The following is a 26905-nucleotide window of genomic DNA, read 5'->3' as shown; positions in this document are numbered from 1 at the left end:
GATAATATTACGAAATAATTATTTATGAAATTTATAAGGATCCTAAATAATAAATATGTAAAAATACATAAAAACATAGAAGAAAAAGTTGTGTTTAATTGTATTAAAACATTTGACATTGGATTGGTGTAAGAGTTTTATTGGATCAATTAAACTATATATTATGGCGAGCTCGAGTTAGTAGAGTGCTAATTCTGTATATTTTTTAAGTTTTAAAATTTTTAGAAACTAAAACTTTAATACACGGTCATGAGAAATAACTGAAAATTCAATAACAAACAAAGGTCTAAAAATAATTTATGAACAAAAATACAATTTTAGTATGCAATAAGTGGTACATTTAAAGGCGTTAAGAATGAGATTGTGTAAATAATGAAGCAAATAAGACTCTTTGCAGTGATGAAGACATATCACAACTCGTTGCAAGCAGGATTCATAAAGATTATACTTTGGATCTGTATGTTATATTACTGGTCTATCAAGCATGAAATCTGTTTTTAAAGCTGAATAATCTGTTAATTTATAAGCTACAACATGGATGCAGTTTGTCACAGATTTGTAGGAATTCTATGGAGTAAATAAGCATTTCGTTGAATATATTCTGTACCATTTTCATAGTCTACAAAAACTAAATCATAACCTCTAGCGTTTAAATCTCCTTGAAAGTTATCATTAAAATGAATCAGAAAAGTTCATTGTTGAGATAATCATCCCAAGTCACATTAGTGCTAGAGGCATTAGGAGTAAGAATTTTCCATGTATCAAATCTTTCAAATACTATAAGAGGTTTATCTAATTCGGTTGAACTCCCATTATATACTATTGTAACTTCGCCGCTTCCTTTTTGGCCTAAATATGATCTAACGTTAGTTTAGTTGATTGGAAGTGTTACTGTATTGTAAAATAGGTTTATTATTAGGGTTTGTTTGCAAGTTGAGAATACTTGAATTACTCAGTAAGACAAGGATAACCTAGTTGATTTGTACGAACTGTTGAAAACTAAAAAAAAGGAGACTTGTCAAGTCTCCTTTTTTTTATTGTTGTCTTTTTGATTGTTTACTTTATTAATCTGTCGTCGAAGAACCAATCTTCAACTTTTTCTATTGTGACTTCATTAAACCTTGGGTGATTTGGGTTAATGATATAATTAACTTCGTAAGGATTTACAACACTTGGAACTGCAAGAACCAAGCTTTCTAAACTGTCTATCCAAGCATCCCCAATAGATTTAGCATAAGTGCTTACTGGGGTATCTTTCCAGCTTGAATCTAAATCTTCTGCACTTTTAATCTTAATAGAATCTTCCGGAAAGGAAATTGTCACTAAAGACAAATCCTTCGGACTTGTCTCAATAGAGTAATGTGCAAGCACTTCAACTATTGAGAGAGAAATTGAGGAAGATGTGTAAACTACAGCTCTTCCTTTTGAGTTAAAACGGCCACCTACCATCTTTGAACCATAACCCGATATGTCTTCAGCTCTAACTGTTGGACATATCCTGTATACCTTTTTTTGCATAATTTCTCTATTTATGCCTGCCTACTACTTTTGGAGCTAATCAGGACTAGTAATTGTTTTCTTCATGTATCAAAAATCTAAAATTTAATATATCGTTATCTTTACGTTGAGTCTTATTAGGTCAAGTACCCATCGATATTTTCCAGTTGCTCAACTTTCCCCATGTTTTTTTAGCTTGTGTCGTATCTCATTTCATTGGTTTTTAAAATTTAAATTGAATATCAAGAATTAGAAGTAAACGCCATACTCTATTCGAGTAATTTCATCGTCTACTATCTGTATTCCGGCAATAGTTTCAAGTAATTCTACAGGTCTACAACCTAATGCTCGGCTATGGTTTTTTAGCCAGTTTGAAAACCTAGCAGTTTCACCAAATACTTCTATGCCGTGAATCATCATAGAGAAGATTCGTACAGCATTTTCGTATTTGTCAACTTTAAGAGTAAATTCATTTTTAAGATTTCTTTCTAATGTTCTTACGTTTATGTGTAGAACCTTAGCGTACTCTTTTTTAGAGATTCCTAATTCTGATGCTTTGTTGTAAAATAGACTGAAATCATCTGCTGAAAGATTTTTGTTTAAAATCGTGACAAAAGCCCATTCTGACGATAAAGCATCGGAACTCTTTGATCGAACATCCTTTAAATATTCTTCAATGTTAGATAATCCCACATTTGTGCGTGTTTTTTTCTTTTCTGCTATCATAAGTGCATTTTGTCTTTTATTTTAGACAAATATACATATTTTTTCGCTAATGTGCAAATTGTCGTTAAATTAAGGCAAAATACAACTTGTTGAGTAGATCTAATAATCTGTGTTATTTCTGATAATTGACCGTTCCTTATCGAGAAATTTGTAAAAAGCATTAAATAGATTATTCTTAATTTTGGGGTGCATAAAGTGTGAATGTGAAATAACAATTCTAATATGAGTAAAGCATAATAGAAGTATACTAGAGGATGAAGAAAATAAAAGGCTATGAGCAAGGATATTCTTGAAGATTCTGCCAATATTATTTTTTCAAGGTAGAATTAAAAGAAATCTCTGAAAACTTTGTAAAACCAATACGGTAGCTCCTGTTCCCCTCTTGTAAAATCTGAGTATCTAAGGTTATACTTTTTACAAAAAGTCACAAAATTATCAGGCCAGCCTTCCAATATGACAAAAATTAAGGGAAGAATCTTCGATCTTAGTTTAAAAGATGGGAATTGACTTCTCTGAAATAATTCAAGCTCCGAAATGTCAAACTCTTTAATAAAAGCATCTCTAATTCGTGTCCATAGAATAGAACTTGATTGAACTCTTCTAAGAATTAAGAATATTACTTGGAAATATAAGAATGAATATTTTATGTGTGTATTATAACCGTCAAAAATGGTTTTATCAATATAATTCTGATAGTCCCATACTATTTGAGGTAATTTAGTTTGTCTTATTTTTCTGTAATCATAGAGACATTTCCAACACAAATACATTGGGTATTCATTATAAATAGCCTTTTCTCCAATGGCAAGTCGTTGAAATATAATTGGGGAAAGACATTTGGGACAACAGTCAATATAATAAGAGTTACACACCAGGCACCCAATAGAAGTTAATAACCTCCAGTTTTTTTTATAATACTTATCTCGTCCTAAACAAGTTGGACATATTAAAAGTCCATTTTGTTTTCTTTTTCTATGATATATACCTAGGTTAGATATTCCTTGTGAATATGAAGTTAAGAGCTCGCCGTTGAAAATAATATCTTGATAACTAGTAAGCTGCATGTTCTTGATCTGATTGAACGATAATGGAGTTTGATTATAAATTAAATGTAAAATTTTATTATTGATAAATTTATCAACATCTCTAGTCCAGAAACTTGATGTATCCAAATAATACTTGGTAAAAGAATGAGGCTTAATTTTGTGCTCTCTTGAATTTCTAAATATCCAACTGGATAATAATTCATTTTTATTTGGGGGAACATAACCTGGCCAAATATGTTTATTTCCCCTAAAAGATTTCATCGATACATCATTTTTTTACGTTCACTTGGAGGGGTGTAATCTATATTTTCTAAAATATTTTGATTAATTTTTTCAATTCCTGATTCAATAGCAAGTATCGATGATAACTCCAATATTTTTGAGATTTCACCAATTAATCCTTCGCTTTTTAAAAGAATTGTACTTGCCAGAGAGTTTTCTATTAGTAGAGAAGCATTTTTTAATGGAAGTATACGCTCAAAAGATGCTAGTAGCCTCAAATAATCTTCGTCATTTTGCCATCTGGGTAAAACTTTTGGTTCAAATCGATTTGCAAGTTGAGGGTCAGTTTGAATGGCGTGTAAAGCTTCGCGCGTTCCTGAACATACAAAAGGAATCATTAGTTCATTAGCCAAATACTTAAGTACATTTAGAAAGGATCGTTGTTTTGCCATAGTGCCGGCTAACAAGTGATGAATTTCATCAATAATAAGCATTTTTAGTTGAACTTTCCTTAAAAGGTGAATAACTCTTTGCTGTCGCATCTCTATCTTTTCAGATGATTTATATGGGGCAAATAGACTTTCTAAAATTGTATTATAAAATCTTTTTTCGTCAGGATCAGGAGGGGCTTGTATCATTAAAATAGGGATTCGTTTTTCTTGGCTAGCTTCTTCAACGTAGCTTTTATTTTCTTCGGTGAATTTATTAAGTAAAATAGTCTTTCCGTTGTTGGAATCACCGACTAATAAAAGGTTTGGCATGCGTAAATTCCTTGGATAATCTCTAAGATTCTCCAGTTTTTTTAGAATGGTATGTGCATGAGTATAGCCTATCCATTTCGGTTTTTTTATGGAAAAGATCCGATTTTCATCAGTGAAATTCTCTACTATCTTTGCTGTTCTAGGATGTAAATGCTTCATCATCGATGTCATCAAATGGTAAAATATTTGGAATGTTATTCGCTTTATTATCTTGGTTGATTTCTTCCTGCCTGTTTAATTCATCGTGTATATTCTCATTTCTTTTATCGGAAAGGCGAGAAAACCGTTTAAGCCTCCTTGTTTCACGAATTGCTTTAAGTTCAATTTTTTCCATATCCCTGTAAGCTTCGAATATCATGTCTTCATTTATTGATTCATTTTCTTTCTGAAGTTTAGTTACTACTTCATTGAATTCCCAAATGGAAATTGGAGGTTTAGATGTATCACGGTATGGGATGTCGAAATAGTCGTTAAGTTCAGGATCATAGAAATAAATTTGACTGATATCTCGTGGATCTCGTTTAAAAACAAACTTCTTTTTAGGGCTGTATTTCGTGCTTTTTTCTCTTGAGTGAATGTATTTTCTTAGAACATCATCATAATAATAGACATGATCTATAACAACGCCATATTCCTGAATTGTTCTTTCAAAGAATGGCATAAAATCTAATCGCACCCGCCTTTCATCAAATATCTTAGAAGGAAGACCAGTTCCGTTTTCTCCTAGAATTCCTTGTTTAAATTTTTCTAATGGAGTAACTCCAATTGAGGAATGTATTTTTTTGTGGTATACATTTATTATATATGTAAGTAACCACTTTTCAAATTCTGAGATTGTTAGTGCAGCCTTTACTTGAGAGTTATAATTTTTTCTGTCTTTTACATTTGAAAATGTGGAGCCAGGCAGGTTGTGGATTTCTTTTGTAAAGGTACCAAGTACTCTTTCAATATGACCACCCCAGTGAGGAGTTGCAACTGGTCTATGCTCAATATTTATTCCATATTCCATACATGCACGTTTGAGCATATGACCTCTAAACTCTTTTGCATTATCCACGTGAATTGTAGCCATTGTTCCCCAACAAGGCCATTCGCCTTTGATGTTATGCCTTTCTAATGTCATTTCTTTGCCTAATATTGCATTCGCAAGGCACATACCTGTTCCCATTGCTCCAGGAGGATCAAATGATAGGTGTAAACCAACGACCATACGGCTATATACATCAATTGCTGCTGTTATATACGGTCTCATGAAAGGTTTTCGATATAATTCATCAACCAAAATAATATCTACACAAGTATGATCTATCTGCACAACGGATAGAGGATAGTTAGCACCAGGGAAATGTGACTTTATTGGTTCGAATTTATCTCTTGATATTTTTTTACCATACCTTGATTTCAGAACTTCTTCCTCAGAAAGATTTTTAATTCGATTTCTAATGGTATTAGGATGTGGAGGATTGATATCTTGATCTTTACACTCCATAATGATTGTTCTTATTACTTTTGAAATGGATTTCTTTGAAGGGGTTAAATAGACATTAACAATGGTTTCATCTATTATAGTATCAACAAGGATAGATAATCTACTTTTATTTTTACCACCAGACCTTTTTTGTGATGCCAATGCAGATATTAACCCTTCTTTTCGATATGCTTTTATCCATCGATACAATGTAGTATAATGAACATGATTTTCGATTGCAATCTGCTTGATTTTATCTAAACTGGCTTTCTCTTCCAGTATAGGTTTGATGATTTTATATCTCTTATTAGCAATATGCCATTCTTTATCAGTTAAAGCATCGAACGGTCTATACTTAATTTGTCTAGATTTCTCAACATATCTAATTTCTGAAGTTTTGACAGTATGTACAATGTTTGTTTCTAACATTTGTATGCTTACTTTATCAATGTCAGCTATCTTTATTATGACAGCATGGTTTCCTTTAAACTCTACTTTGTTACCAATTTCAAAGACTATTCGTTGTACCATATTATAGAATTAGTATTGATTTTTTTAGTAAAATCAATTGAAAAGAAATTTGTTGCGACTAGACACCAAGTTAAAAATAATAATTCAGCTTTTTTCTCAAAATCCGAGGTACACTGATCAATCAGATACTTTACAGTACATTTTTTGAATTCAAACATCCTATTGTATAAAACAAGATGATCTGAATTTTGAGTAAACAACACGCTATTATTAGAGTTTAAATTGTTAAAATAATTACGATACCTAGATAAAAACTTATAATTTTCAAGTTCAATACCTTTGTCTTTTCTTATATGTTCCTCGGTAATTACCTTAAAAATTGAATTATTTTCTTCACAGAACTGTTCTGCAGCTCTAAATTTAGGAATTAATTCTTCCTGTTTTTCTTGTAGTGAACTACAATGTTTAATTTCTATTATTTCATTTGGTCTATCATCGAGATAGCTAATAGCGAAATCCGGTATGTATTTTTTAGAATTACCTATAGTATCATTGTATGAAATCTCTAGAGGTTGTTCTAAATATTTGTCAACGTAAATATCAAACTCTAGAAGATAAATGAAATCACGCTCTAATGATGATTCAAATTGAATAATTTTATTTATCTGAGAGGAGTTAATTACGCCTGATAAAGAGGAGTTTTTTAAGGGAATTTCTCTTATACGCTTATTAAAATTTAGCATCATGTTTTGTAAATATTAAAGTGTTATTGTTAATAATTTTATAGTTTTTGCACCTTCTTTTGTATAAAAAGTCATGATTTATTTGTCGTTTTTAGCATTTTGTTTTAAAATTAACAGGTGGAACCTTTCCCCAGCCAGGCGAAATTTCCTTATCGCACAATGGTGTACTCTTTCTCGATGAATTGCCCGAATTCAAAAGAACTGTTCTAGAGGTAATGCGCCAACCTCTCGAAGATCGGACCATTACCATTTCACGGGCAAAATTCACTGTGGATTACCCAGCCAGTACCATGCTCATCTCGTCTATGAATCCATGTCCTTGCGGATATTACAATCACCCCGAGAAAGACTGCGTTTGTGCGCCCGGCATGGTGCAAAAATACCTGAGTAAAATCAGCGGCCCCTTATTAGATCGAATCGACATTCATATCGAAGTTGTTCCTGTCTCTTTCGAGAAGATATCGGACAGCCGCTTGTCTGAAAAGAGCGAAGAAATTAGGGCAAGGGTAGAAAAGGCAAGGCAAATTCAGGAAGAGAGGTTTGAGGAAATTGAAGGAATGCATTGCAATGCCCAAATGACCTCCAAGCTTTTGCGACAATACTGTCAGCCCAAAGCCGAAGGAAAAGAATTGCTCAAAAATGCCATGGAAAAAGTGGGACTCTCGGCCCGTGCTTACGACCGTATCCTGAAAGTTTCCAGAACCATTGCCGACCTGGCCGGATCGCAGGACATCGAAAGCGAACACCTGGCCGAAGCCATTCAATACCGAAGCCTGGATCGTGATGGCTGGGGAGGGTGATGGCAATTGGTAATTAGTAATGATTTTTTGGGAGGTGAATTGAATATGTTGCTCTAGTTCACAATTGATGACGGATTACGTTTTGGATTGAGATTTTCAAGTGTTGATTCTGCAAGAACTTTTCTTCTGATATTTTATTTGTTATTAGTTCAGGTATTTATGTTATTAAAGGCTAGGAATCAAGAATTTGTTGTCTTAATACATTCTGTGTTCTTTGCGATTTCTCCTCTATCTTTTTTCTGATATATTTATTCAAATCTTTCCCTTCTAGCCGAAGGGTCTTTATGATGTGTCTTTGGTATTCCATATCCGATTTGCCTGAGTTCATGAGTTGCAAGAGTCCCTCTTTGCCATGTTCTTCGTAAATCAACCAACAAAAAAGTCCTCCTATAATATAAGGGTAAGAAGTATATTCATCTATAGCGTATAGATTGAAAAAATCACTTAAGTCAATTTCAGGGTGCTCTTTCAAATGGTGATGTGCTCTTTGGAGATGCCAATTCAAAGGTTTACCACGGCTGCCAAATAGTAAACAAGCCATTCCTTCACTCACGTAATAATGTTTATTCACAAAATGAGGATCAATTAAAATATGAAATATCTCGTGTCCGTAGGTTTCATTCTGACCAGAACAAAATATCTTGCCTTGAAAGGCTGTTCCTGTTGGTTTTTTAGAACCACCGGCGCCATATAAAAAATCAATTCCCTTTACTCGTAAAACCTCTTCGTAATTATCCGCAAAATAATATTCAACTTTTTTCATTGGCTTGTCAAAATAATTGCAGAGATTTTGAGATTGACGAAGCATGATTTTAGCTTCCTTATTATTAAAAGCAATTTTAGGGGAAACATAGTAATCTATCATTCCTACTTCAAACTTGTTCCAATATTCTCTATTGTAGAATAAGGCATTAGAAAGTTTTTTCTTATTGATATCGATCATATAATTAAAAATGCCTAATACGTATGGGGTATTGTCTTTTTGTACCCCATAGAACATCACCTTTGCTTTGTATAGAGAATCCTTTACCTGATCAATTTGAAGTATATGAACAGGTAAGCCCATATATATACTTGGTCTTAATTCTTTACTAAGAAAATCGAAATGTTTATACGATTGTTTCTCTATTTCAGTCCAATAAGGGTTGTTGTAAGTACTATCAGGACTGGAATTGAAATAATTTACCAATAATTCTTTTATCTGTGTTTTAGTGTCAAATTCTGGGAAACCAGAATTTTCTGATATTCTTAATTGTGCGAAAGTCACAATAGAATAAATAATAAAACAAATTGTGATGGATATGTGTTTCATCAAATTTACAATTAAAAGAGGTTATATGAGCGAGATTTTGCCTTAAAATAAATTAAGGCAATTTAATAAAAATAAATTAATTATGTATGATCTTATTTTAGTGTGTTGATCGGATAAATAAAATCCGGATTAATCATATTTTTTGATATTTTCGGGAATATATATCAAATTAAGTTATTGGTAATTAAAAATATTTGCTAGATTAGAAGACCTTATTAAAATAATAACACTACGATTATTAATCATTTCATAAATTAATCATAAAATGAAAAAAGTAATCGTAATTTTATCAATTCTAGTATTAAGCGTTCCTGCTAAATCGCAAAAACAGGAATTGCAAAATCAAGACAAAAGCATATTTGGACTTCAGGCCGGATTTTTAGGGGCTTGGATTTATGGTGAATATGAAGTTCTAAATAAAGTTGCCATTCGGGGTGAAATGGGAATTGATATAGGAGCTTGGGGGTCGTTCTATGATGACCGGTCATTCCTATTTTCTTCTCCTGTTTTTACTCTTGAGCCCAGGTGGTATTCAAAGGAAAATAGAGATAAAGGCTTCTTCCTGGCACTAAAAACCAGTTATACTTTCGACTGGTTTGAAGTTGGAAGCAGGAAAGAAAAAATGGGAGCATTTCTTTGCATTCCATCTATCGGGATGCGCCGAGCAATAGGGAAACATTTTGATTATGAAATTGGCGCAGGTTGGGGTTTTCAGCGTCGATATACCAAAGATCTTGGCTTTAGCCATAACATGGATGGTCCTGCACCAAATATAAGGTTACGAATAGGCTATCATTTTTAATGAGTAATTAATAATGATTTAGGTGGGGGAACAGAATTGCATCACCCCACCTAAAACCTATAAACCACATTCAAACCATAAGTTTTATTCCCCACCATGGGTGTAATTTGCAGGTTTTTGTTCCTTTCCCACCTGTCGAAGAGGCGATAACTTAAATCGACCGATAGGTAGCCAATACCTGCGCCCAGAACCACATCGCTGGCCCAATGCCTGTTTTTAAGTATTCTGCATACTCCTGTTGTGGTGGCCATGCCATAACCCAGCCAGCGCAACCAGGGGTATTTTTTGCCATATTCCCGATCGAGAAAGGCTGCGGCACAAAAAGCCTGTGCTGTATGTCCCGAAGGAAAAGAGTTGGCAGCCGAACCATCGGGGCGGGTATGCTTGGTTTGGGTTTTAATGGTAAAGACTGTTGCATTGCAAATGGCCTCGGCAAAAGCCAGGCGTTTTAGCTGATGGGTGAATTTGTGTTCTCCTCTTACGCCAAAAGCATTTAATCCCATGCCAATGGCAATGGGTGTGTACTGAAAGTAATCGTCGATACTGGTGGTAACATTGGGGAAGCGGTACAATACCTGGTCCTGGAATTTACTTTTGTTGAATACCCCGGAATATTCCAAAAGCAAACCGGCACCTATTACTCCGCCTGCTATGGTGAGTGGCATGTTCGATTTTTTCTTCTTTTCTTTCTTGGCTTCAAAAGTGTAGTAATCGCTATACTGGGCGTGGGTTACATGGCTCAAATGAATCAGTACAATGCAAATGAATGCTGGGATAAATTTAATCTTACAAATCATGCTGGTAAATGAAATCTGTTTGGTTCTTCTTACTTTTTGCAACAAAAGTGAGTAGGAGTTCTAACAGAAATCTGTCATTTGCCGAATTTGACTGTAAAAGATTGTTAAAAATTATTAAACTGCTTGGTGAAAAGAGTTTTTGAAATGCTTGCAGGAATGTGTTTAGCAGGTAGAAATCATTGAATTAGGACAGTTGCTTGTCGGAAAATACCCATTATTATGAATTAAGTGTAAAAGAAAAAGACTTCAGGGTAGATTTTTATATTGTTTTACTACATTTGCTATACGCTAACGAATTGTGTTGTTTGTGCTAAAACAACAAACGAAATTTTTAACTATGGGAAATAAACTAAACGATCCGATTGCAAGACTAATGGGCTTGCGTTACAAGTCGCATCCTTGGCATGGACTTGATGTGGGTGATGAGGCGCCGGAATCGGTTATGGCTTTTATTGAAATGGTTCCTACCGATACCGTTAAATATGAAGTTGACAAAACAAGTGGTTACTTGAAAATTGATCGTCCGCAGAAATATTCGAATGTAATTCCGGCATTGTATGGATTTTTACCGCAAACCTATTGTGGACAGTCGGTTGGTGATTATTGTAGCGAAAAATCGGGTAAACCTGATATTAAAGGTGATGCAGACCCTTTGGATATTTGTGTTCTTACCGAGAAATCAATTTCGCATGGAGATATTATTGCAGAAGTTCGTCCGATTGGTGGATTTAGAATGATTGACGGAAATGAAGCTGATGATAAGATTATTGCTGTGCTAATAAACGATGCTACTTATGGTGAATTTACTGATATTAAATGCATGCCAGATGTAATTGTGGATCGTTTAAAGCATTATTTCCTAACCTATAAGGATATGCCAGGTTTAGATAGTGAGGCTGAAATTACCCATACTTATGGCGTGGAGGAAGCTCATGAAGTGATCACTCGTTCGATGGCTGATTACAAAACCAAATTTGAGAATTTGGAAGACATTTTAAAGCATGTATAATCCATAAATAAGGATTGACTAAGATATAAAAGCGATGACCTGTGAGGTTGTCGCTTTTTTTTATGCCTGTTGCCAATATTGATCTAAAAAACTGGAGAGTGTTCCTAACATAAGAATATACAGGGGAAATCAGACAATTGAAGCATTTTTGTCGTTCTAAATTAGAATTATTCTAAAGAAAAACTTGCACAATTCGCAGATTTGTACGAGATTAAATCATTCAGTTAAATCAATACCTGTAATTTGCATTAGGAAGTCCCAATGTATAATCAGGCTTTAAAAAACGAGAAATCAGAAATGAATATTATACTTGAAACCGACCGACTATACCTACGAGAAATATTACCAAGCGACGACGAAAAAATGTTCGAAATGGACTCCGATCCGGAAGTCTACAAATTTTTAGGGCGCAAACCCATTCGCGATATCGACCAGAGCAGAAAAATGATTAAAGGAATCATGCAACAATACCAGGAGAATGGGATTGGGCGCTGGGCCATTATCGATAAGGAAACCAATAATTTTATGGGCTGGACAGGTTTTAAACTCGAAAAAGAAGAGCTAAACGGCTACAGCAATTATTACGATTTGCGTTTCCGATTGCTGCGTAAATTTTGGGGCAAAGGCTACATTACCGAGGCAACTAAAGCAGCCATCGAATATGCTTTCGAAAAGCTCGATATCAAAGAAATTTGCAGCATGACCTTAACCACCAACGAAAAATCTCAGAAAGTACTCGATAAACTAGGCCTGAAACTGGTAGACAAATTCATGTATCAGGGCGATGAGATTACTTGGTACAAACGAGAAAATACAATTAACAATTAAGAATTATCAATGATCAATTAGGATGCCGCAAAAAGAGTTTCATAATGTTATTGTTGAAAAATCATATGCTTTTGCCATTAGAATCGTAAAGCTCTGTCAATATCTGAATAAAGAGAAGAGAGAGTTTGTGTTATCAAGGCAACTGATGAAAAGCGGAACATCAGTCGGAGCTAATATTGAAGAAGCAATAGGAGGCATTTCGAAAAAAGACTTTATTTCTAAAATGTCTATTGCTTATAAAGAAGCCAGGGAAACCAATTACTGGATAAGGTTATTGAATGATACAGAATATATCGAAGAGAAATTGTTTAAATCTTTGGATCATGATAATCAGGAGCTATTAAAGATTTTGTTTTCCATCATTAATAGCTCCAGAACTGAAAATTCTTAATAATTGATAATTATTAATTGATCATTGATAATTGTTAATGGTAATCTATTCATATCGTAAGCTTTCAACTGGATTTCTTCGGGCCGCCCTCCACGATTGCCACGAAACCGTTAACAAGGCAATGCCCAGGGCGATGATTCCGGCCAGGGCGAAAATCCACCAACTGAGTTCGGTTCTGTAAGCAAAATTCTCGAGCCATTTATCCATGGCATAATAAGATATTGGACATGAGATGACAAAGGCAATAAGTACCCATTTCAGGATATCGCCATTGAGCATCAGATTAATTTCGTGGGTTTTGGCACCATTGGTTTTTCTAATGCCGATTTCCTTGGTTCGATTTTCGGCAACAAAAAAGCTTAAGCCTATTAATCCCATGCAGGTTAAAAGAATCGAGACTATGGTAGCCAGGTTTAATATCTTGGTAAACTGAATCTCCTTTTTGTAAAGCTGTTCCCAGGATTGATCCAGAAAATGAAACTCGAATGGGAAAGAAGGAGAGAGCTCGTTCCAAATGGCATTTATTTTTTCGATGGTAGTATGCATGCTTTTCATCTGATCCGATTTAATCTTGATATAAACCACCTTGTCGGCATCTGGTGAATGCATAAAGCCAATGGGCCTGATTTTGGAATGAACGGATTCAAAATGGAAATTTTCGGTTTGACCTACAATTCTACCGCGACTGTTATCATTGGAAATCAACACCCTTGCATCTTCCAGCTTTTTGATGTTAAACTCTTTAAATGCTGCCTCGTTAAAAATAAATTCTACTCTTTTGTGCGAATCTGGTCGGAAAGCATCTCCTTTCAGAAATTCAATCCCCATAAAATCGAAGAAGTTTTCGGTGACATCGGTTTTTGCAAAACTCACTTGCTGTCGCTCTCCCCTGTTGTTAATGGACAAGCTCCAATTCTGATCGATAAAGCCAATGGTTTCGCCAGAGAAGGTGATGTCTGAAACTTCGGGCAAATCGGACAACTTATCTTTGAAAGCATTGATTTTACTGCTTAGTGTTTTATTGGTGTTGGCGTAAATGATTTTTTCCAGCTCGAATCCTGTATCAAAATTTTTAACGTAGTAATTCTGTTTCTGAACCGCAATGATGCTTGTAATTAGAATAATTGACAGAACGAACTGTATCAGCAATAGCGAATTTCGCAGGTAATTCTTTCTTTTTACGTTTTTGTTGGACCTTAACAAATCCAAAATACGATGCTTTCGGTTAAGAACCGTGTGAACGAAATTGGTAATGATAATGGTTAGTAGAAAAATGCTTGTGAGGAAAACAAGATTCCAGCCTTTGAAAAAATCTAGGAGGATATAATCCGATTCTGTAAGCTTGTTATAGTATGGCAGAATCAGTGTGGTGAGCAGGAGCATCAAACAGAAGGCAGCGCAAACTACCAAAAAAGAGTCGGTAGAGAAGAATCGAAGCATCTTGTTTTTCTTGCCACCGTAGAGCTTTATTACGCCATGCGTTTTTAATTTTTTCTCACGTTGTGCAGTATCCAGATTGATAAAATTAAAAATGGCCAAAATAAAAATCAGCAAGCCAATGGTGTTAATGATTTTCACATTGAACTCGTTGCCATGTTTTTGGTGGGAAAGATCGTGCTGGTGAAAATATACATCGCGATAAGGAATAATTTTGATGCTGAATCGCTTGTAGTTTTCTATGGCATGCTCCTTAAACAACTTGTTCAAACGTTCTTCCAGGGCAGTTTTATCTGCACCTTCTTTGGTTTTTAAGTAGGCATTAAAATTCTCATTCCCCCAAGCGGTTTGATTGGCCTTGAAACCTTTCATTTTATAATCGGTTTCCATGGATAAAACCGCATCAAATTTCCAGGAGGAATTGTGAGGAAGATCCTCGATAACCCCGACAATTTCAACCAATTCGTTTTGAATGTAAGTGGAATTGTATGTGATGGTCTTCCCAATTGGATTGGACTTGCCAAAAATTCTTTGTGCCAGCGATTGGGTCAGTACAATTTTATTAGGACCTACCAGGTTTTTCTTTGGCTCGCCATATAAGGTTTTGAATTGAAAAACTCTAAAGAAAGCTGTATCGGCAACCATCAGGTAATTCAACTTAAAGGTATTTTTTGCATCATCTTCCAAATACACCTGTGGAGCCCATTCGTGGGTATAATGCGTAACTTCTTCAACTTCCGAAAGCCTGTTGTTAAAAATATTCACAACGGGTTGGGATATATTGGCATGATCATCGAACAGAATAGCATAAATATTATCAAATTCGGGTAGGTACTTATCGGTGCTGTACTCCTTGTTCACAAAACCGAAAACAAGCATGCAAACCGTAATTCCCAGGCTTAATCCTAAAATGTTAATCCCGGAGATTAATTTGCTTCTAACGATTGACCTGATTGCCAATTTAATATTGTATAAAATCATTTTTCAATAGATTAAGTTTCTCATTATTCATACCTCAAACTTTCCACCGGATTTCTGTTTGCTGCCCTCCACGACTGCCACGAAACCGTAAGCAGTGCAATGCCCAGGGCAATGATTCCGGCCAGGGCGAAAATCCACCAGCTGAGTTCAATTTTATAGGCGAAGTTTTGCAGCCATTTGTTCATGATATACCAGGCAATTGGGCTTGCAATGAGAAAAGAAAGTGCTACCCATTTCAGGAAATCGCGGTTCAGCATCTGAATAATTTCGTAGGTTTTGGCTCCATTGGTTTTTCTTACTCCAATTTCTTTGGTGCGCTGTTCGGCCGAGAAAATGGAAAGACCCAGTATGCCAAAACAAGAAATGGCTATGGCCAAAAGGGCGAACAGACTAATTGTTTTCCCCAATCGCTCCTCTTTCTTGTACATCTTGTTATACCTTTCTTTGTAGAAGCTCATGGAAACCGGATAATAAGAAAGGACTCGGTCCCAACTCGTTTTTAAATAATCCATGGTTTCGGAAATATTGTTGGAATTGATTCTCAGCGAAACTGCATTGGGTTGATCATCTTGCAGAATCATCGCCATTGGCTCAATTTTCTCGTGTAATGACGAATAGTTGTAGTCTTCAAACACACCAATAATTTTGTAGCCTTCATCATCGTCGTAGTTTGCATATCTCTTGTCAATGATGTTATCCATTCTGAAGTAATCGTAAAAAGTTTGGTTTACAAGACATACTTTACCCATTTCGTGTGGTTGGGCATTTCGTCCTTCTATCAGCTTAATTTTAAAAGTGGAAATGAAAGAAGTATCTACTTCAATGGTTGGGATGTAGGTTTCCTGATCCCAGTAATCTTCTCCCACGCCCATCCATAAGGTTACACCACCGGGGTTTCCTTTGGTAAGACTTACATTTTCAATGTTTGGATTGTTTTGAATTTCGGATACAAAGCTTTTTAGCAGCTGAAAATCTTTAGGCGTTTGCATAGGTGAATGTAACCTAATTAATAATTCAGGCTCGAAACCAAGATTTTTATGCTTTACGTAATACATCTGCCTTTCAACAATAATTACACAAACAATTAAGGCAATGGACACGCTAAACTGGAATACGATTAACGCATTCCTGGAGTAAGATTTACTCGATCCTTTTGAGTTGGTATCTCGCATCACGCTTATGGGACTCACCTTTGAAAGAATAAAGGCAGGAGCAAATCCGCTCAGAAAACCAAGCAATAAAATGCTTGCAAAAAGCGCAAGAATCAAAAATGGATGCACAAAAATATCGATATTGAAAGGAATGTTAAAGACCAGTGCATAAACAGGCGAAAGCATCCAAAGAAGCAAGAATGCAAACAGAAAGGCAAGGCTTGAAATCAGGATGGCCTCTGTAATAAATTGTCCCCACAAATGGCTGCCCGATGCGCCATAGCTTTTCTTAATTCCACTAATTCGGTTCTTCTTTTTCTGCTGTGCCAATGCCAGGTTTATGTAGTTTACAATGGCTAAAATCAGGATGATTACTGCAATGGAACCCAATATCTGCAATAGCTTGTAATTGCCTCTTTTATTTTGACTCCCTTTGGTCGTATCAAAAAGATACATGTCTTTTAATGCCAATAAATCGGCTTCATGCACATAAGGTTGTAAGGCTGCCGATTTCTCGACAAGTTTGCTTCTGAAATCTTCAGGATTGCTCTTCTCATTCAGTAAAAAGTAGATCCTGAATGGATATCGGTGTGTGCTTTTATCGGCATATTGAGTGCAGGAGAAGGAAAAGCGAAATTCCTTTTTTGCGGCATTGGCAATAAACCTGGCCTTTATACTCGACGATTCGGGCATATCTTTAAATACTCCCGTAACCACCAGGCGGGTTTCTCTTTGGTAAAGAATCTCTTTACCCAGCGGGTTTTCATCTCCAAAAAGCAGTTTCGAAGTACTTTCCGATATCAACACAGAATTTAAATCTGTAAATGGCTTTTCCTTGTTTCCCAGGATTAAAGGAATATCGAATACCTGGAATAGGTCCGCATCGGCAGACAGGAACTGATCCATATAATAGGATTGATTTCCAACATTAATAATGGGCTTAAAGTAGGTGCAATGCAGAATGCATGCTTTTTCTATTTCAGGGAAATTTTCCACCAACAAATCTTTCGTGCGGTAATCGATACTGCTCGATTTGAGCTTTGAATCTACCAAACGGTATATTCTATCCCCATTTTCATGATATTTATCGTAGGAATACTCATGAATCACAAACAGGCTTATGGCCAGGCAAACCGAGATGGCAAAGGAGAATCCAATGATATTTATCAATGAGAATTTTCCATTGGCCCAAAGGCTCTTTATGGCTGATTTTATATAGTATCCAATCATATTCATTTCTTTTTTGATTTATTCATACCTCAAACTCACAACAGGATTCTTTTTTGCGGCTTTCCACGATTGCCAGGTAACCGTTAGGAGTGCAATTCCTATTGAAATTCCTGCGGCAAGGAAAAAGATCCACCAACTAATTTGAGTTCTGTATGCAAAACTTTGCAACCATTGATTCATGATATACCATGCTATTGGACAAGCAATGGCAAAAGAAAGCACAACCCAGCGGATAAATGTTTTGTTGAGCATACTTACAATCTCATGAGTTTTGGCGCCATTGGCTTTTCGAATCCCAATTTCTTTGGTTCTGCTGCTTATTGAAAAAAGGGCAAGAGAATACAAACCAATGCTGGAGATTAGAATAATTAAGAGCGCAAAAGTGCTGCTGAGTTTGCTGAATTTTTTGTGTTTGGCGTATTTCAATGCGTAATACTGATCATTATTTTGCAGTTCAAAAGCCTGTTGTGGACAGTAGGTATTCCAGATAGATTTAATTTTTTGTGTTACATCAGCGCTTAATGGAGCGTTGTGTTTAATAGAGATATACTGTCCGCTTTTTTTGTAATGATAAATTAGTGGTTGAATGGGTTCATCTAAAGTTTGGTGATTAAAGTCTTCCACGACTCCAATGATCGTTCTTTTCAGTCCAAAAAACTCCTCCATCACGATCTCTTTATCGATTATTTCGGACGGCTTTTCATAACCTAGCATCAAGGCTGCTTTTTGGTTCACAATTACTGAATTGGACGGGTTTGTTGTGTTGGAATAAAAAGTTCTTCCAGCCAACAGCTTAATATTGTAGAGTTTAAAGTAATTCTCACTTACATCAATAAAATGACACTTGATTCCTTTGTCTAAGTCCACTCCAATTGGCCTGATGCCACCAATTACATTTGAATAATTTCCACCAGGAATTGATGAGGATGTAGAAACAAATGTAATTTCTGGTATTCTGCTTAGTTCTTGCATAAAAGTACTCTGTGCTTTCTGCAGATCTTTACTGGAGTTGAGCGAACTTATGGTGGCAATATTTTTAAGATTAAGCTTCTCCTGCTTTTTATCCATAAACATGATTTGTTGCAGCACAAGCAAAGTGGTAATGATAAAGATGCTTGAAACCGTGAACTGAAACACCACCAAGGCATTCCTTACTCCTAAGTAACGTTGATTTACATTGGCTTTCGCCTTGCGTTTAAATGTAAAGCTTCTTTCAAGATAAAAGGCTGGTATTAAGCCAGAAATAATTGCAATTAGATAGGTGCAAGCAATGAGAAGAAACCATTTTGAAATGGAAATTTTCGGCAAGCTAATCTGGAAAAGCTGATTCAACTCAGCACTAAGAACTTGTAGTAAAATGATCGATACAATGAGTCCTATGGTATTCAGTAATACCGAATCAAAAATACTCTCAATAAATCGTAAAGATTTTTTGTTTCCGAAAATGGCTTTCATTTCGGCTTCCATGAGTTCTTTTTTCGATTTGGCCGATGAAATATTAATGTAATTGATCCAGGCAACACATAAAATAAAGAGAGCAATGGCAATTAGAACCTTTAATGAGAACAAATTTCCGCGAACCCCTATTTCATGTCTCAACTTTGAGTTTAAATGAATATCAGTTAAAGCTTGAAGTGTGAAAACACGTTTCATTTCGTCACGCGATAATTGGTATTTTGTTACAAGCTCTTCTAACTGTTGTTCGATATGGCCGATAGAAACTGTCGGCTCTACAAGAACAAATGTATTGAATGCATTCCAGCCCCATGAATATTGAGCATCGGCATTGTGCTCAATTAATGTTGGATATGAAATCAGGCAATTGAATTGAAAATAGGAATCGGGCCTTACATCTTTAATGATCCCAACAATTCGTAATTTTACTTCTCCTTCTTCACTATTACAGGTAAACGATTCTCCAAGAACATCTTTACTTTCAAAGTGTTTTTCGGCAAAGGATTCTGTAATAACTGCAGTATTTGCTTCTTTCAAAGCTTCGGTCGGGTTTCCCAACAGAAAATCCTGATTAAAGATCTTAAAGAATGAGCTTTCGGCATAGTAAATTCCTGTTTCATTAAAAGGATTGGGAATGCCATTCTTCGTAATGTTTAGTACGCAATTAAACAAGGGGCGTATTCTTGTTGCTTCAGAAACTCCGCTGATTTCTTGTTTAATGCTTGGAGCTGTTGCCGGCGGACAACCCGCACTTCTATCTTCGAGCTTGCTATAGATACGATTGTTTTGAATCCTGTAAATGTTCTGTGAGTTGTTGTAATGCTTGTCGAAACCCAATTCGAAATGAGCTATGCCTGCTATAATGATAACGACCATAAGAGCGATTACCAGACCCAACAAACTAACTAGAACCTTCCTGTCAGAATGGAAAAATTTATTGAATTTGTATTTTAATATGCTTGTTATCATTAGGACAGATTATTTGTGATTAAGCAAACTTGTACTATTCATATCTCAAACTCTCAACAGGATTCCTCCTTGCAGCTCTCCACGACTGCCATGAAACGGTAAGCAGCGCAATGCCCATGGCAATAACTCCTGCTAAGGCAAAAATCCACCAGCTTAATTCAGTTCTGTAAGCAAAGTTTTCGAGCCATCTGTTCATGGCAAAGTATGAAATGGGGCATGAAATGACGAAGGCAATAAGCACCCAGTTGGAATAGTCTTTATTCAACATTCTCATAATCTCATGCGTTTTGGCGCCATTTACTTTTCGAAGACCAATTTCTTTTTGTTTTTGCTGCACGTAGTACAAGGCCATGGCGAACAATCCCATTACCGAAATAATAATGGTAAGCAAAGCGAAATATTTCACGATTTTACCCGTCTTTTCTTCCTTATCGTACCAGGATTGAACCGATTCGTTGAAAAAATCAATTTTTAAAGGAACGCCATTGGTGAAATTGCTATGAGCTTTTTTGATGTGCTGAATGGTTTCATAATTGTTTGCACCATTCATTTTAATGGTAAAGCTCCATGCAGCATCCTCAGGCTTAAGAATTCGAAACAGGGCTGGTCCCAGTTCACTTTTCAAATCTCTGAAATGAAAATCTTGAACAATACCATAAATTGGGTAGTTTTGGTCATTTCGTTTAAAATTGCTCGCGTTTTCTGGCAAGCCTAATTCCTTCAGACCTTTTTGGTTGATCCAACACATATTCTTTGCATATCCAACCCCGGTTTTTTGAACCGGAATATTCATCATTTTAAAGAAAGTAGTATCTACATAAAAGTACTGAAAGCTCACCTGCTTATCATTGTAGGTAAAGCAGCTATTGTTACCACCATCTAAAGGAGTACCACAAGTCAGGCAAACATGTTCTACACCTGGAATTTTTTGTAGAATTTCCTGTAGAACTCTCTGCTTTTTTGCAGGGATCTCGCATTCAAAGGTCAGCATGTTTTCCTTTTCGAAACCCAACTGATAGTTCCGCATGAAAGAGGTTTGCTTATGAATGAAAAAAGCACAGGTAATCAGGCTGATAATAATTACATATTGGAAGCAAATCATGAGTTTTGAGTAGACACTCTTTTCCTTCATGCGATACTTTCCTTTCATAACTTCAATAGGATCGAAGCTGGCAATTTTTAGGGAAGGAACAATTCCTGCCACTAAGGCTACAAGTACCATAAAAAGTATGAGCCTGGTGATATTTGCCACGTTAATTTCGTTCCACAGGTTAATATCAGTATTTAAAAGGGAATTGAATATGGTTTCGACCTGAAAGCTTAATAGGATAGCAAGTACAAGAGCTATAAAACAGACAATGATTGATTCCAATAAACTCTGCATTAGTAAGATGTGCTTTTTGCCGCCAATAAGCTTTCTAATTGCAATTTCCCGACTGCGGAATGAGGATTGTGCTACCGTTAAGTTTACGTAATTGAAAATAGAGAGTATTAAAATTAAAATCACAATTCCCGATAGAACCAAAACAAAGCGTTTGCTTTTATTTTGGGAATTATATGAAGTTGATTTACTAAAATAGGAATCCGCAATGGGCTCTACTTCCAGGCTCTTTGCGTAGCCTTGTTTAAACATCCAGTTTACTTCTTTGAATAATGTAAGAATTTCGTTAGCCTTAGCGGGAAAATGAGTGCCAGGCTTGGCCAGGATGTACAATCCGTAGGAATTACTCCCGAATGAAGTAAGAAAATTTTCAATCTCAAAAATTTCTCCCATACTTGGGAAGTGGATAAGTGCTTCGAATGATTTAAAATGTGTTTTTGTTGGGACATCCTCTATAATTCCACTCACCTCCAGATCGGCAATGTCGTTTAAAGTAACTTTTGTTCCAATTTCGGGAAGCCCACCAAACATTTTATAAGCAAATGTTTTGGTAAGAACTATGCTGTTTTTTCGGTACAAAGCGTTTTTAGAATTCCCCTTTATCATCTTAAAAGTGAAGATGTTCAGAAAGGAAGAATCAGCAAACATGAGGCTTGCTTTCAACTTTGAACTATCTCCTGATTTTAAGAATCCGTCGAAAGCTCTGGTTCTGGCATAGTTTTCAACTTCTGGAAATTTGTCCATCAAAAGAGGTCCCGATGGAGGTGCAAAGCCGCATTCTTCACCATGTGTCAATCTAAAAATTCTATCCTTTTTCTCATGAAACTGATCGGCAGAATATTCATTCTTAATGTAAATGCTTAATAGTAGAATGAACATTAAGGAAATGGAAAAACCAAAAATGGTAATGAAACTATACAGTTTGTTTTTCCAAAGGTGTAAAAGGAAGGTTTTTAAATGTTTTGATATCATGATAAAGAAATTAGAGAGTTAGGAAATAGGATTGTTAGTAGGTTTGAACTCTAAAATACCTGATCGGCAACCACACTTTCTTCGGTGACTACTTTTCCATCAAACAGGTTGATAATTCGGTGTGCATAACCCGCATCTTTGGTTGAGTGAGTTACCATGATAATGGTTGTTCCTTCGCGGTTTAGTTCTGTAAGCAGTTCCATGACTTCCTGTCCGTTTCTTGAATCGAGGTTACCGGTAGGCTCATCGGCAAGTATCAAACCCGGGTTGGAAACTACTGCACGGGCAATGGCAACACGCTGTTGCTGACCACCTGACAATTGCTGTGGATAATGTTTTGCTCGGTGACTCATGTTCATGCGATCCAAGACATTACTTACCATTTCTTTTCTCTTTTTAGAGCTGATACGCTGATATACCAATGGCATTTCCACATTTTCGGAAACATTTAGCTCATCAATCAGGTTAAAAGATTGAAATACGAAACCAATATTCCCTTTTCGCAAATCGGTACGCTGACCTTCTTTTAAATTCGCAACAGCAGTTTGCTTAAAATTGTATTCTCCTTCCGATGGATTGTCGAGTAACCCCAAAATGTTTAAAAGAGTAGATTTGCCACAACCCGAAGGTCCCATAATGGCTACAAATTCGCCTTCTTTGATGTCCAGATTCACATCGTTTAGGGCCAAAGTTTCAATTTCATCAGTTCTGAAAACTTTCGATAAATTCTTAATAGAAATCATATTCTTTGTTTTATAAATAATGGATTCATTAATTTATTGCTTAGCATTGCGAATGCTGTGCCGAAACCTGTAACAAACAGAAAGTCAACATGTAAGGTGTAGCTTGTGGCATGAGGGTGTAAAAATATTAGACAGTGTATGTCAAATATTTTGAAAAGCTGATTAATTTAGGGGAACAATCATAATAGACGAACCCGAACCTATCTTTTCTTCATGAAAAAATCGAACATCTTAATTGTCGACGACAACAGGAGTGTACAGAGTGCTCTTGACCTTTTACTATCGCCTTATTGCGCAAATCTGAAATGTTTATCATCGCCCAAAACCTTGTTTGCCGAATTGCAATCGAACGACTACGATGTGGTTTTACTGGATATGAACTTTACCGCCGGAATTAACAACGGCAATGAAGGCATTTACTGGCTGAGCCAGATTCTGGAGCAATATCCGCGTGTAAGCGTTGTAATGATTACCGCTTACGGCGATGTGGAACTGGCAGTGAAAGCAGTTCGTTTGGGAGCTACCGATTTTGTGCTGAAACCCTGGGACAACGAAAAAATGATTGCTACCGTTGATACGGCCTGCAAATTGAGTCAATCGAAAAAGGAATTGAAAAAGATGCAGCTGAAAGAAAAGCAGCTGATTGAAGAAATTAATGGAAATAGCAAAGATTTGATTGGCTCGTCGGCTACATGGGAACGTGCCATGAAAATGGTTCGAAAGGTTGCCGATACCAATGCCAATGTGCTGATTACAGGAGAGAATGGAACGGGAAAGGAGCTGATTGCCAGAGAAATTCACCGTCTGTCGAAACGATCGAATAAAGTAATGGTGAGTGTGGATATGGGCGCTGTGGCTGAAAGTTTGTTTGAAAGCGAATTGTTTGGACACAAAAAAGGCGCTTTTACCGATGCACATTCTGATAGAATGGGAAAGATTGAAGCGGCCAACAAAGGCACACTCTTTCTGGATGAGATTGGAAATTTGAGCATGCCCATGCAGGCCAAATTGTTATCGGTGCTGCAAAATCGTTTGCTTACAAAAGTGGGAGACAATTCGCAAACCAAGGTCGATTTGCGTTTGATTTGTGCAACCAATGGCAACCTGCAACAGATGGTAAGCGATGGCAAATTCAGGGAAGATCTTTTGTATCGTATCAACACCATTCATATTGAAGTGCCACCTTTGCGCGATCGGAAAGATGACATTCCGGAACTGGCCGAATTCTTTGTTCAGAAATATGCCGATAAGTATGGGAAAGATTTGAAAATTACCAGCCAGGCCATTGCAAAGCTTACAGATTATGCCTGGCCGGGAAATGTAAGAGAATTGCAACATTCGGTCGAAAAAGCGGTGATTTTATCGGATCATCCACAGCTAGCGGCCAACGATTTTGTATTCAAAAATGATGAACTAAACAATGTGAACAATTTTGGAGGAACCCTGGAAGATATGGAAGCACAGCTGATTGCTTCGGCCATTGAAAAACATGCCGGCAATCTTTCTGCCGTATCAGGCCAACTTGGAATTTCTCGTCAAACCCTCTACAATAAAATCAAGAAATATGGGCTATAAAAACTACAACCTGGCGCTTATTCTGCGAATTTCAGTTTTGTTGATCACCGCCATTTGGTGTGGGCATTCAATAGCCACAACAGCATACATTAGCATTGGATTTTCTGCTTTGTTTCTGATGGTGGAAGTCTGGGAATTGCATCGCTTCCTGAACAAAACCCACAAGCAGATCGATTTTTTTATCAAAGCCATTAAAAATGAAGATACCAGCTTGCGTTTCCCCGAAAAATCGGGCAATAAAATAATCAACGAGCTACACAGCAGTTTAAACGAGCTGAATGGCATCCTGCAACAGGTACAAACCAAATCGAGAATCAGGGAAAAGTATTTTGGTGAGATTTTGCAGAACATCTCAACCGGAGTGATGGTCTTATCGGAAAATACACACATTAGCGATGTGAATTCCGCTGCCCTCGAATTGTTGGGCTTGCCTGCGCTTACCCATATCAGTCAGCTCAACAGAATGGATACCCGATTTACAAAAGCTTTGCTTGAGATTGGCAACAAACAGAAACAGGTTTTGGAACTTTCGACACCCAAAGAGCGGGTTCAGATTAGTACTGCTTGCTCCGAAATTCGTATCGATAACGAACTGATAAAACTAATTACTTTGCAGGATATTCGCGGAGAACTGGAACGCAAAGAGGTGGATGCCTGGATCAAACTGATTCGTGTTTTGAGCCATGAAATTATGAATTCACTGGCTCCGGTTACTTCTATTGCTCAATCGCTAAAGCGGATTTGGGAAGAACAAGTGAAGGAAGATGAGGCGCAAAAGGATGACATGAATGTGGCAAAAACCATTAGCGGATTGGGGGTGATTACCGAAATGAGCGAGGCACTGATTCATTTTGTAAAATCGTACAGAATGCTGTCGAAACCACCAAAACCAATTATGGGTAAGGTAAATTCTATCGATTTTTTCGATCGCTTAAGCATTTTGCTTTCGCCGATTAAGGAGGAGTTTGCTGGCAATTTGGAAATTCAAACTCCAAAAAGATCATTCGATTTTGTTGCCGATGAACAGATGATTGTACAGGTAATTATTAACCTGGTAAAGAACGCAAAAGAAGCATTTAATGGAGAAGCTGAGCAAGGCAAAATTGTTGTGAATTGCAGTAGGAAAGGGCAAAATTGTGAAATCAATGTGCTCGATAATGGTCCGGGAATACCCGCCGAAATTGCCGATGAAATTTTCATTCCATTCTTTACTACCAAAACCAATGGCAGCGGTGTTGGCTTGAGTTATTCTCGACAAATTCTTCGTGCTCACGGCGGAAGTTTGTATTGCAGTTCAAAGCCAAAACAAACGGTGTTTAAGTTGAGATTTTAATGGAAATATGATCAGTATATGATTTGCAATTCTTATCTTTTATGTTGCTAACAATTCAAAATCTTTTTCATGTCTTCAGCTGGTCACATATTTGATATGATTCGCCGCCTAAGAGGCAACCGATCTCAACTGACCTCTAATAAGGAAGGTTTTCGCGAGAATATCCCGATTAAGGAGAAGCGCCGAACCTTTGTGCGTTTTAAAAAGATCCCCAAAGCAGAAATGGAGATCCTGAAAGAAGGAATTCGCAGCAAAGCCATGCTCGAAAAAAGAAGGTATTACATTGCCAGTTTTGTGGTGAGTGTATTATTAATTGTTGCCTTACTTCTGATTTTGAAATAATCTACAAAAGAACTCATAAATAAACCCCAATATCAATCAATAAAATGACACCCAAACAAATCCTACAAAACTGGGTTGAGGCCTTTAATGAAGGCGATGCCGACCAGATTGCAAACTTTTACCACCAGGATGCCCTAAACCACCAGGTGGCCAACGAACCTGTAAAAGGCAAAGAAGCCATTCGAAATATGTTTGCCGAAGAATTTGCTGCCGCAGATATGACCTGCATTGTAGAAAATATTTTCGAAGATGGCGATTGGGCCATATTGGAGTGGAAAGATCCACTCGGTCTGAGAGGCTGTGGTTTCTTCCAGTTTTCAGGCGACAAAATCATTCTGCAGCGAGGCTATTGGGATAAGCTTTCTTTTCTGAGGATGCAAGGTTTGCCTATTCCAAAGGAGTGATTTGATAGATGATCGAAAATTACAAGCCAGTTAGAATTTTCTATGGAAAAAAACAAAGG

The 26905-nt window shown here is 36.5% G+C and carries 22 protein-coding genes and 1 pseudogene; 10 read left to right on the top strand and 13 right to left on the bottom strand.

The genetic code is table 11. The annotated features are described in order from the left end of the window. Nucleotides 1-1056 precede the first annotated feature (1056 nt). The 6 genes from ELS83_RS03590 to ELS83_RS03565 form a co-directional block, all read right to left on the bottom strand. Nucleotides 1057-1518 (bottom strand): RES family NAD+ phosphorylase, encoded by a 462-nt coding sequence (locus ELS83_RS03590; RefSeq protein ID WP_171594158.1) that lies wholly within the window; start codon nt 1516-1518, stop codon nt 1057-1059. A 228-nt stretch (nt 1519-1746) separates the two neighbouring features. After that, complete coding sequence (gene parS / locus ELS83_RS03585) at nt 1747-2223, bottom strand: type II RES/Xre toxin-antitoxin system antitoxin (RefSeq protein WP_171594157.1); 477 nt, start codon at nt 2221-2223, stop codon at nt 1747-1749. Nucleotides 2224-2549: 326 nt separating this feature from the next. Further along, a complete protein-coding gene (locus ELS83_RS22675; protein WP_171594156.1) occupies nt 2550-3530 on the bottom strand; it encodes a TniQ family protein in 981 nt (326 codons plus the stop codon). Then, nucleotides 3527-4411: a TniB family NTP-binding protein gene (locus ELS83_RS03575; RefSeq protein ID WP_171594155.1), complete on the bottom strand. Its 885-nt coding sequence runs from the start codon at nt 4409-4411 to the stop codon at nt 3527-3529. The genes ELS83_RS22675 and ELS83_RS03575 overlap by 4 nt, the downstream gene beginning before the upstream one ends. Further along, nucleotides 4392-6251 carry a helix-turn-helix domain-containing protein gene (locus tag ELS83_RS03570; RefSeq protein ID WP_171594154.1) on the bottom strand — a complete coding sequence of 620 codons (1860 nt, stop codon included), beginning with the start codon at nt 6249-6251 and terminating at the stop codon, nt 4392-4394. Before ELS83_RS03570 ends, ELS83_RS03575 begins: the two co-directional genes overlap by 20 nt. Further along, on the bottom strand, nt 6236-6937 hold the full coding sequence (locus tag ELS83_RS03565; protein WP_171594153.1) for a TnsA endonuclease N-terminal domain-containing protein: 702 nt from the start codon (nt 6935-6937) through the stop codon (nt 6236-6238). The genes ELS83_RS03570 and ELS83_RS03565 overlap by 16 nt, the downstream gene beginning before the upstream one ends. Before the next feature lie 122 nt (nt 6938-7059). On the opposite strand from ELS83_RS03565, the pseudogene ELS83_RS22215 reads away from it, so the two are divergent. Further along, a pseudogene (locus ELS83_RS22215) lies at nt 7060-7377 on the top strand (ATP-binding protein); the annotation flags it as partial. Between the two features lie 30 nt (nt 7378-7407). Then, nucleotides 7408-7734, top strand: a complete 327-nt coding sequence (locus tag ELS83_RS22210) for a magnesium chelatase subunit ChlI family protein (RefSeq protein ID WP_283242714.1) — start codon at nt 7408-7410, stop codon at nt 7732-7734. Between the two features lie 172 nt (nt 7735-7906). Here the strand turns inward: ELS83_RS22210 and ELS83_RS03555 are convergent, their stop codons facing one another. Then, nucleotides 7907-9046 (bottom strand): hypothetical protein, encoded by a 1140-nt coding sequence (locus tag ELS83_RS03555; RefSeq protein ID WP_171594152.1) that lies wholly within the window; start codon nt 9044-9046, stop codon nt 7907-7909. Between the two features lie 265 nt (nt 9047-9311). On the opposite strand from ELS83_RS03555, the gene ELS83_RS03550 reads away from it, so the two are divergent. Further along, nucleotides 9312-9848: a hypothetical protein gene (locus ELS83_RS03550; protein WP_171594151.1), complete on the top strand. Its 537-nt coding sequence runs from the start codon at nt 9312-9314 to the stop codon at nt 9846-9848. Between the two features lie 50 nt (nt 9849-9898). Here the strand turns inward: ELS83_RS03550 and ELS83_RS03545 are convergent, their stop codons facing one another. Next, a complete protein-coding gene (locus tag ELS83_RS03545) occupies nt 9899-10690 on the bottom strand; it encodes a phosphatase PAP2 family protein (RefSeq protein WP_171594150.1) in 792 nt (263 codons plus the stop codon). 292 nt (nt 10691-10982) lie between these two features. Between ELS83_RS03545 and ELS83_RS03540 the strand changes: the two genes are divergently transcribed. The 3 genes from ELS83_RS03540 to ELS83_RS03530 all read left to right on the top strand — a co-directional run bounded on the left by ELS83_RS03540 (nt 10983) and on the right by ELS83_RS03530 (nt 12873). Beyond that, entirely contained in the window at nt 10983-11654 is a 672-nt protein-coding gene (locus ELS83_RS03540) for an inorganic pyrophosphatase (protein WP_171594149.1), read from the top strand. Nucleotides 11655-11951: 297 nt separating this feature from the next. Then, a complete protein-coding gene (locus ELS83_RS03535) occupies nt 11952-12482 on the top strand; it encodes a GNAT family N-acetyltransferase (RefSeq protein WP_171594148.1) in 531 nt (176 codons plus the stop codon). 22 nt (nt 12483-12504) lie between these two features. Further along, on the top strand, nt 12505-12873 hold the full coding sequence (locus ELS83_RS03530; RefSeq protein ID WP_171594147.1) for a four helix bundle protein: 369 nt from the start codon (nt 12505-12507) through the stop codon (nt 12871-12873). A gap of 45 nt (nt 12874-12918) precedes the next feature. On the opposite strand, the gene ELS83_RS03525 is transcribed toward ELS83_RS03530, so the two are convergent. From ELS83_RS03525 to ELS83_RS03505, 5 genes are read right to left on the bottom strand one after another with little or no spacing between them, the layout of a single operon-like run. Continuing rightward, nucleotides 12919-15291 (bottom strand): ABC transporter permease, encoded by a 2373-nt coding sequence (locus ELS83_RS03525; protein WP_171594146.1) that lies wholly within the window; start codon nt 15289-15291, stop codon nt 12919-12921. A 23-nt stretch (nt 15292-15314) separates the two neighbouring features. Further along, nucleotides 15315-17678, bottom strand: coding sequence for an ABC transporter permease (locus ELS83_RS03520; RefSeq protein WP_171594145.1), 2364 nt, complete (start codon nt 17676-17678; stop codon nt 15315-15317). A 12-nt stretch (nt 17679-17690) separates the two neighbouring features. Continuing rightward, on the bottom strand, nt 17691-20096 hold the full coding sequence (locus tag ELS83_RS03515) for an ABC transporter permease (protein WP_171594144.1): 2406 nt from the start codon (nt 20094-20096) through the stop codon (nt 17691-17693). Between the two features lie 34 nt (nt 20097-20130). Continuing rightward, nucleotides 20131-22449 (bottom strand): ABC transporter permease, encoded by a 2319-nt coding sequence (locus tag ELS83_RS03510; protein ID WP_171594143.1) that lies wholly within the window; start codon nt 22447-22449, stop codon nt 20131-20133. A gap of 50 nt (nt 22450-22499) precedes the next feature. Next, a complete protein-coding gene (locus ELS83_RS03505) occupies nt 22500-23192 on the bottom strand; it encodes an ABC transporter ATP-binding protein (RefSeq protein WP_171594142.1) in 693 nt (230 codons plus the stop codon). 213 nt (nt 23193-23405) lie between these two features. Here ELS83_RS03505 and ELS83_RS03500 point away from each other — a divergent pair, with 213 nt between their 5' ends. From ELS83_RS03500 to ELS83_RS03485, 4 genes are all read left to right on the top strand, one after another. Beyond that, nucleotides 23406-24767, top strand: a complete 1362-nt coding sequence (locus ELS83_RS03500) for a sigma-54-dependent transcriptional regulator (RefSeq protein WP_171594141.1) — start codon at nt 23406-23408, stop codon at nt 24765-24767. After that, nucleotides 24757-26100, top strand: a complete 1344-nt coding sequence (locus tag ELS83_RS03495; protein WP_171594140.1) for a sensor histidine kinase — start codon at nt 24757-24759, stop codon at nt 26098-26100. The genes ELS83_RS03500 and ELS83_RS03495 overlap by 11 nt, the downstream gene beginning before the upstream one ends. A 69-nt stretch (nt 26101-26169) precedes the next feature. Then, nucleotides 26170-26442, top strand: coding sequence for a hypothetical protein (locus ELS83_RS03490; protein WP_171594139.1), 273 nt, complete (start codon nt 26170-26172; stop codon nt 26440-26442). A gap of 44 nt (nt 26443-26486) precedes the next feature. After that, nucleotides 26487-26846: a nuclear transport factor 2 family protein gene (locus tag ELS83_RS03485; protein WP_171594138.1), complete on the top strand. Its 360-nt coding sequence runs from the start codon at nt 26487-26489 to the stop codon at nt 26844-26846. Nucleotides 26847-26905: the final 59 nt, after the last annotated feature.

The organism is Marinifilum caeruleilacunae (assembly GCF_013141825.1).
GTDB lineage: Bacteria > Bacteroidota > Bacteroidia > Bacteroidales > Marinifilaceae > Marinifilum > Marinifilum caeruleilacunae.
The sequence above is the reverse complement of the archived record's forward strand: the minus strand, read 5'-3'. Positions and strand labels throughout refer to the sequence as shown.

Excerpts from the sequence above, each read along its gene's own strand:
- ELS83_RS03575 (WP_171594155.1), bottom strand. The coding sequence starts at position 4,411 with ATGAAGCATTTACATCCTAGAACAGCAAAGATAGTAGAGAATTTCACT.
- ELS83_RS03525 (WP_171594146.1), bottom strand. The coding sequence starts at position 15,291 with ATGATTTTATACAATATTAAATTGGCAATCAGGTCAATCGTTAGAAGC.
- ELS83_RS03495 (WP_171594140.1), top strand. The coding sequence starts at position 24,757 with ATGGGCTATAAAAACTACAACCTGGCGCTTATTCTGCGAATTTCAGTT.
- parS (WP_171594157.1), bottom strand. The coding sequence starts at position 2,223 with ATGATAGCAGAAAAGAAAAAAACACGCACAAATGTGGGATTATCTAAC.
- ELS83_RS03485 (WP_171594138.1), top strand. The coding sequence starts at position 26,487 with ATGACACCCAAACAAATCCTACAAAACTGGGTTGAGGCCTTTAATGAA.
- ELS83_RS03515 (WP_171594144.1), bottom strand. The coding sequence starts at position 20,096 with ATGATAACAAGCATATTAAAATACAAATTCAATAAATTTTTCCATTCT.
- ELS83_RS03590 (WP_171594158.1), bottom strand. The coding sequence starts at position 1,518 with ATGCAAAAAAAGGTATACAGGATATGTCCAACAGTTAGAGCTGAAGAC.
- ELS83_RS03505 (WP_171594142.1), bottom strand. The coding sequence starts at position 23,192 with ATGATTTCTATTAAGAATTTATCGAAAGTTTTCAGAACTGATGAAATT.
- ELS83_RS22675 (WP_171594156.1), bottom strand. The coding sequence starts at position 3,530 with ATGAAATCTTTTAGGGGAAATAAACATATTTGGCCAGGTTATGTTCCC.
- ELS83_RS03530 (WP_171594147.1), top strand. The coding sequence starts at position 12,505 with ATGCCGCAAAAAGAGTTTCATAATGTTATTGTTGAAAAATCATATGCT.
- ELS83_RS03565 (WP_171594153.1), bottom strand. The coding sequence starts at position 6,937 with ATGATGCTAAATTTTAATAAGCGTATAAGAGAAATTCCCTTAAAAAAC.
- ELS83_RS03510 (WP_171594143.1), bottom strand. The coding sequence starts at position 22,449 with ATGATATCAAAACATTTAAAAACCTTCCTTTTACACCTTTGGAAAAAC.
- ELS83_RS03570 (WP_171594154.1), bottom strand. The coding sequence starts at position 6,251 with ATGGTACAACGAATAGTCTTTGAAATTGGTAACAAAGTAGAGTTTAAA.
- ELS83_RS03500 (WP_171594141.1), top strand. The coding sequence starts at position 23,406 with ATGAAAAAATCGAACATCTTAATTGTCGACGACAACAGGAGTGTACAG.
- ELS83_RS03540 (WP_171594149.1), top strand. The coding sequence starts at position 10,983 with ATGGGAAATAAACTAAACGATCCGATTGCAAGACTAATGGGCTTGCGT.
- ELS83_RS03535 (WP_171594148.1), top strand. The coding sequence starts at position 11,952 with ATGAATATTATACTTGAAACCGACCGACTATACCTACGAGAAATATTA.
- ELS83_RS03555 (WP_171594152.1), bottom strand. The coding sequence starts at position 9,046 with ATGAAACACATATCCATCACAATTTGTTTTATTATTTATTCTATTGTG.
- ELS83_RS03550 (WP_171594151.1), top strand. The coding sequence starts at position 9,312 with ATGAAAAAAGTAATCGTAATTTTATCAATTCTAGTATTAAGCGTTCCT.
- ELS83_RS03490 (WP_171594139.1), top strand. The coding sequence starts at position 26,170 with ATGTCTTCAGCTGGTCACATATTTGATATGATTCGCCGCCTAAGAGGC.
- ELS83_RS03520 (WP_171594145.1), bottom strand. The coding sequence starts at position 17,678 with ATGAATATGATTGGATACTATATAAAATCAGCCATAAAGAGCCTTTGG.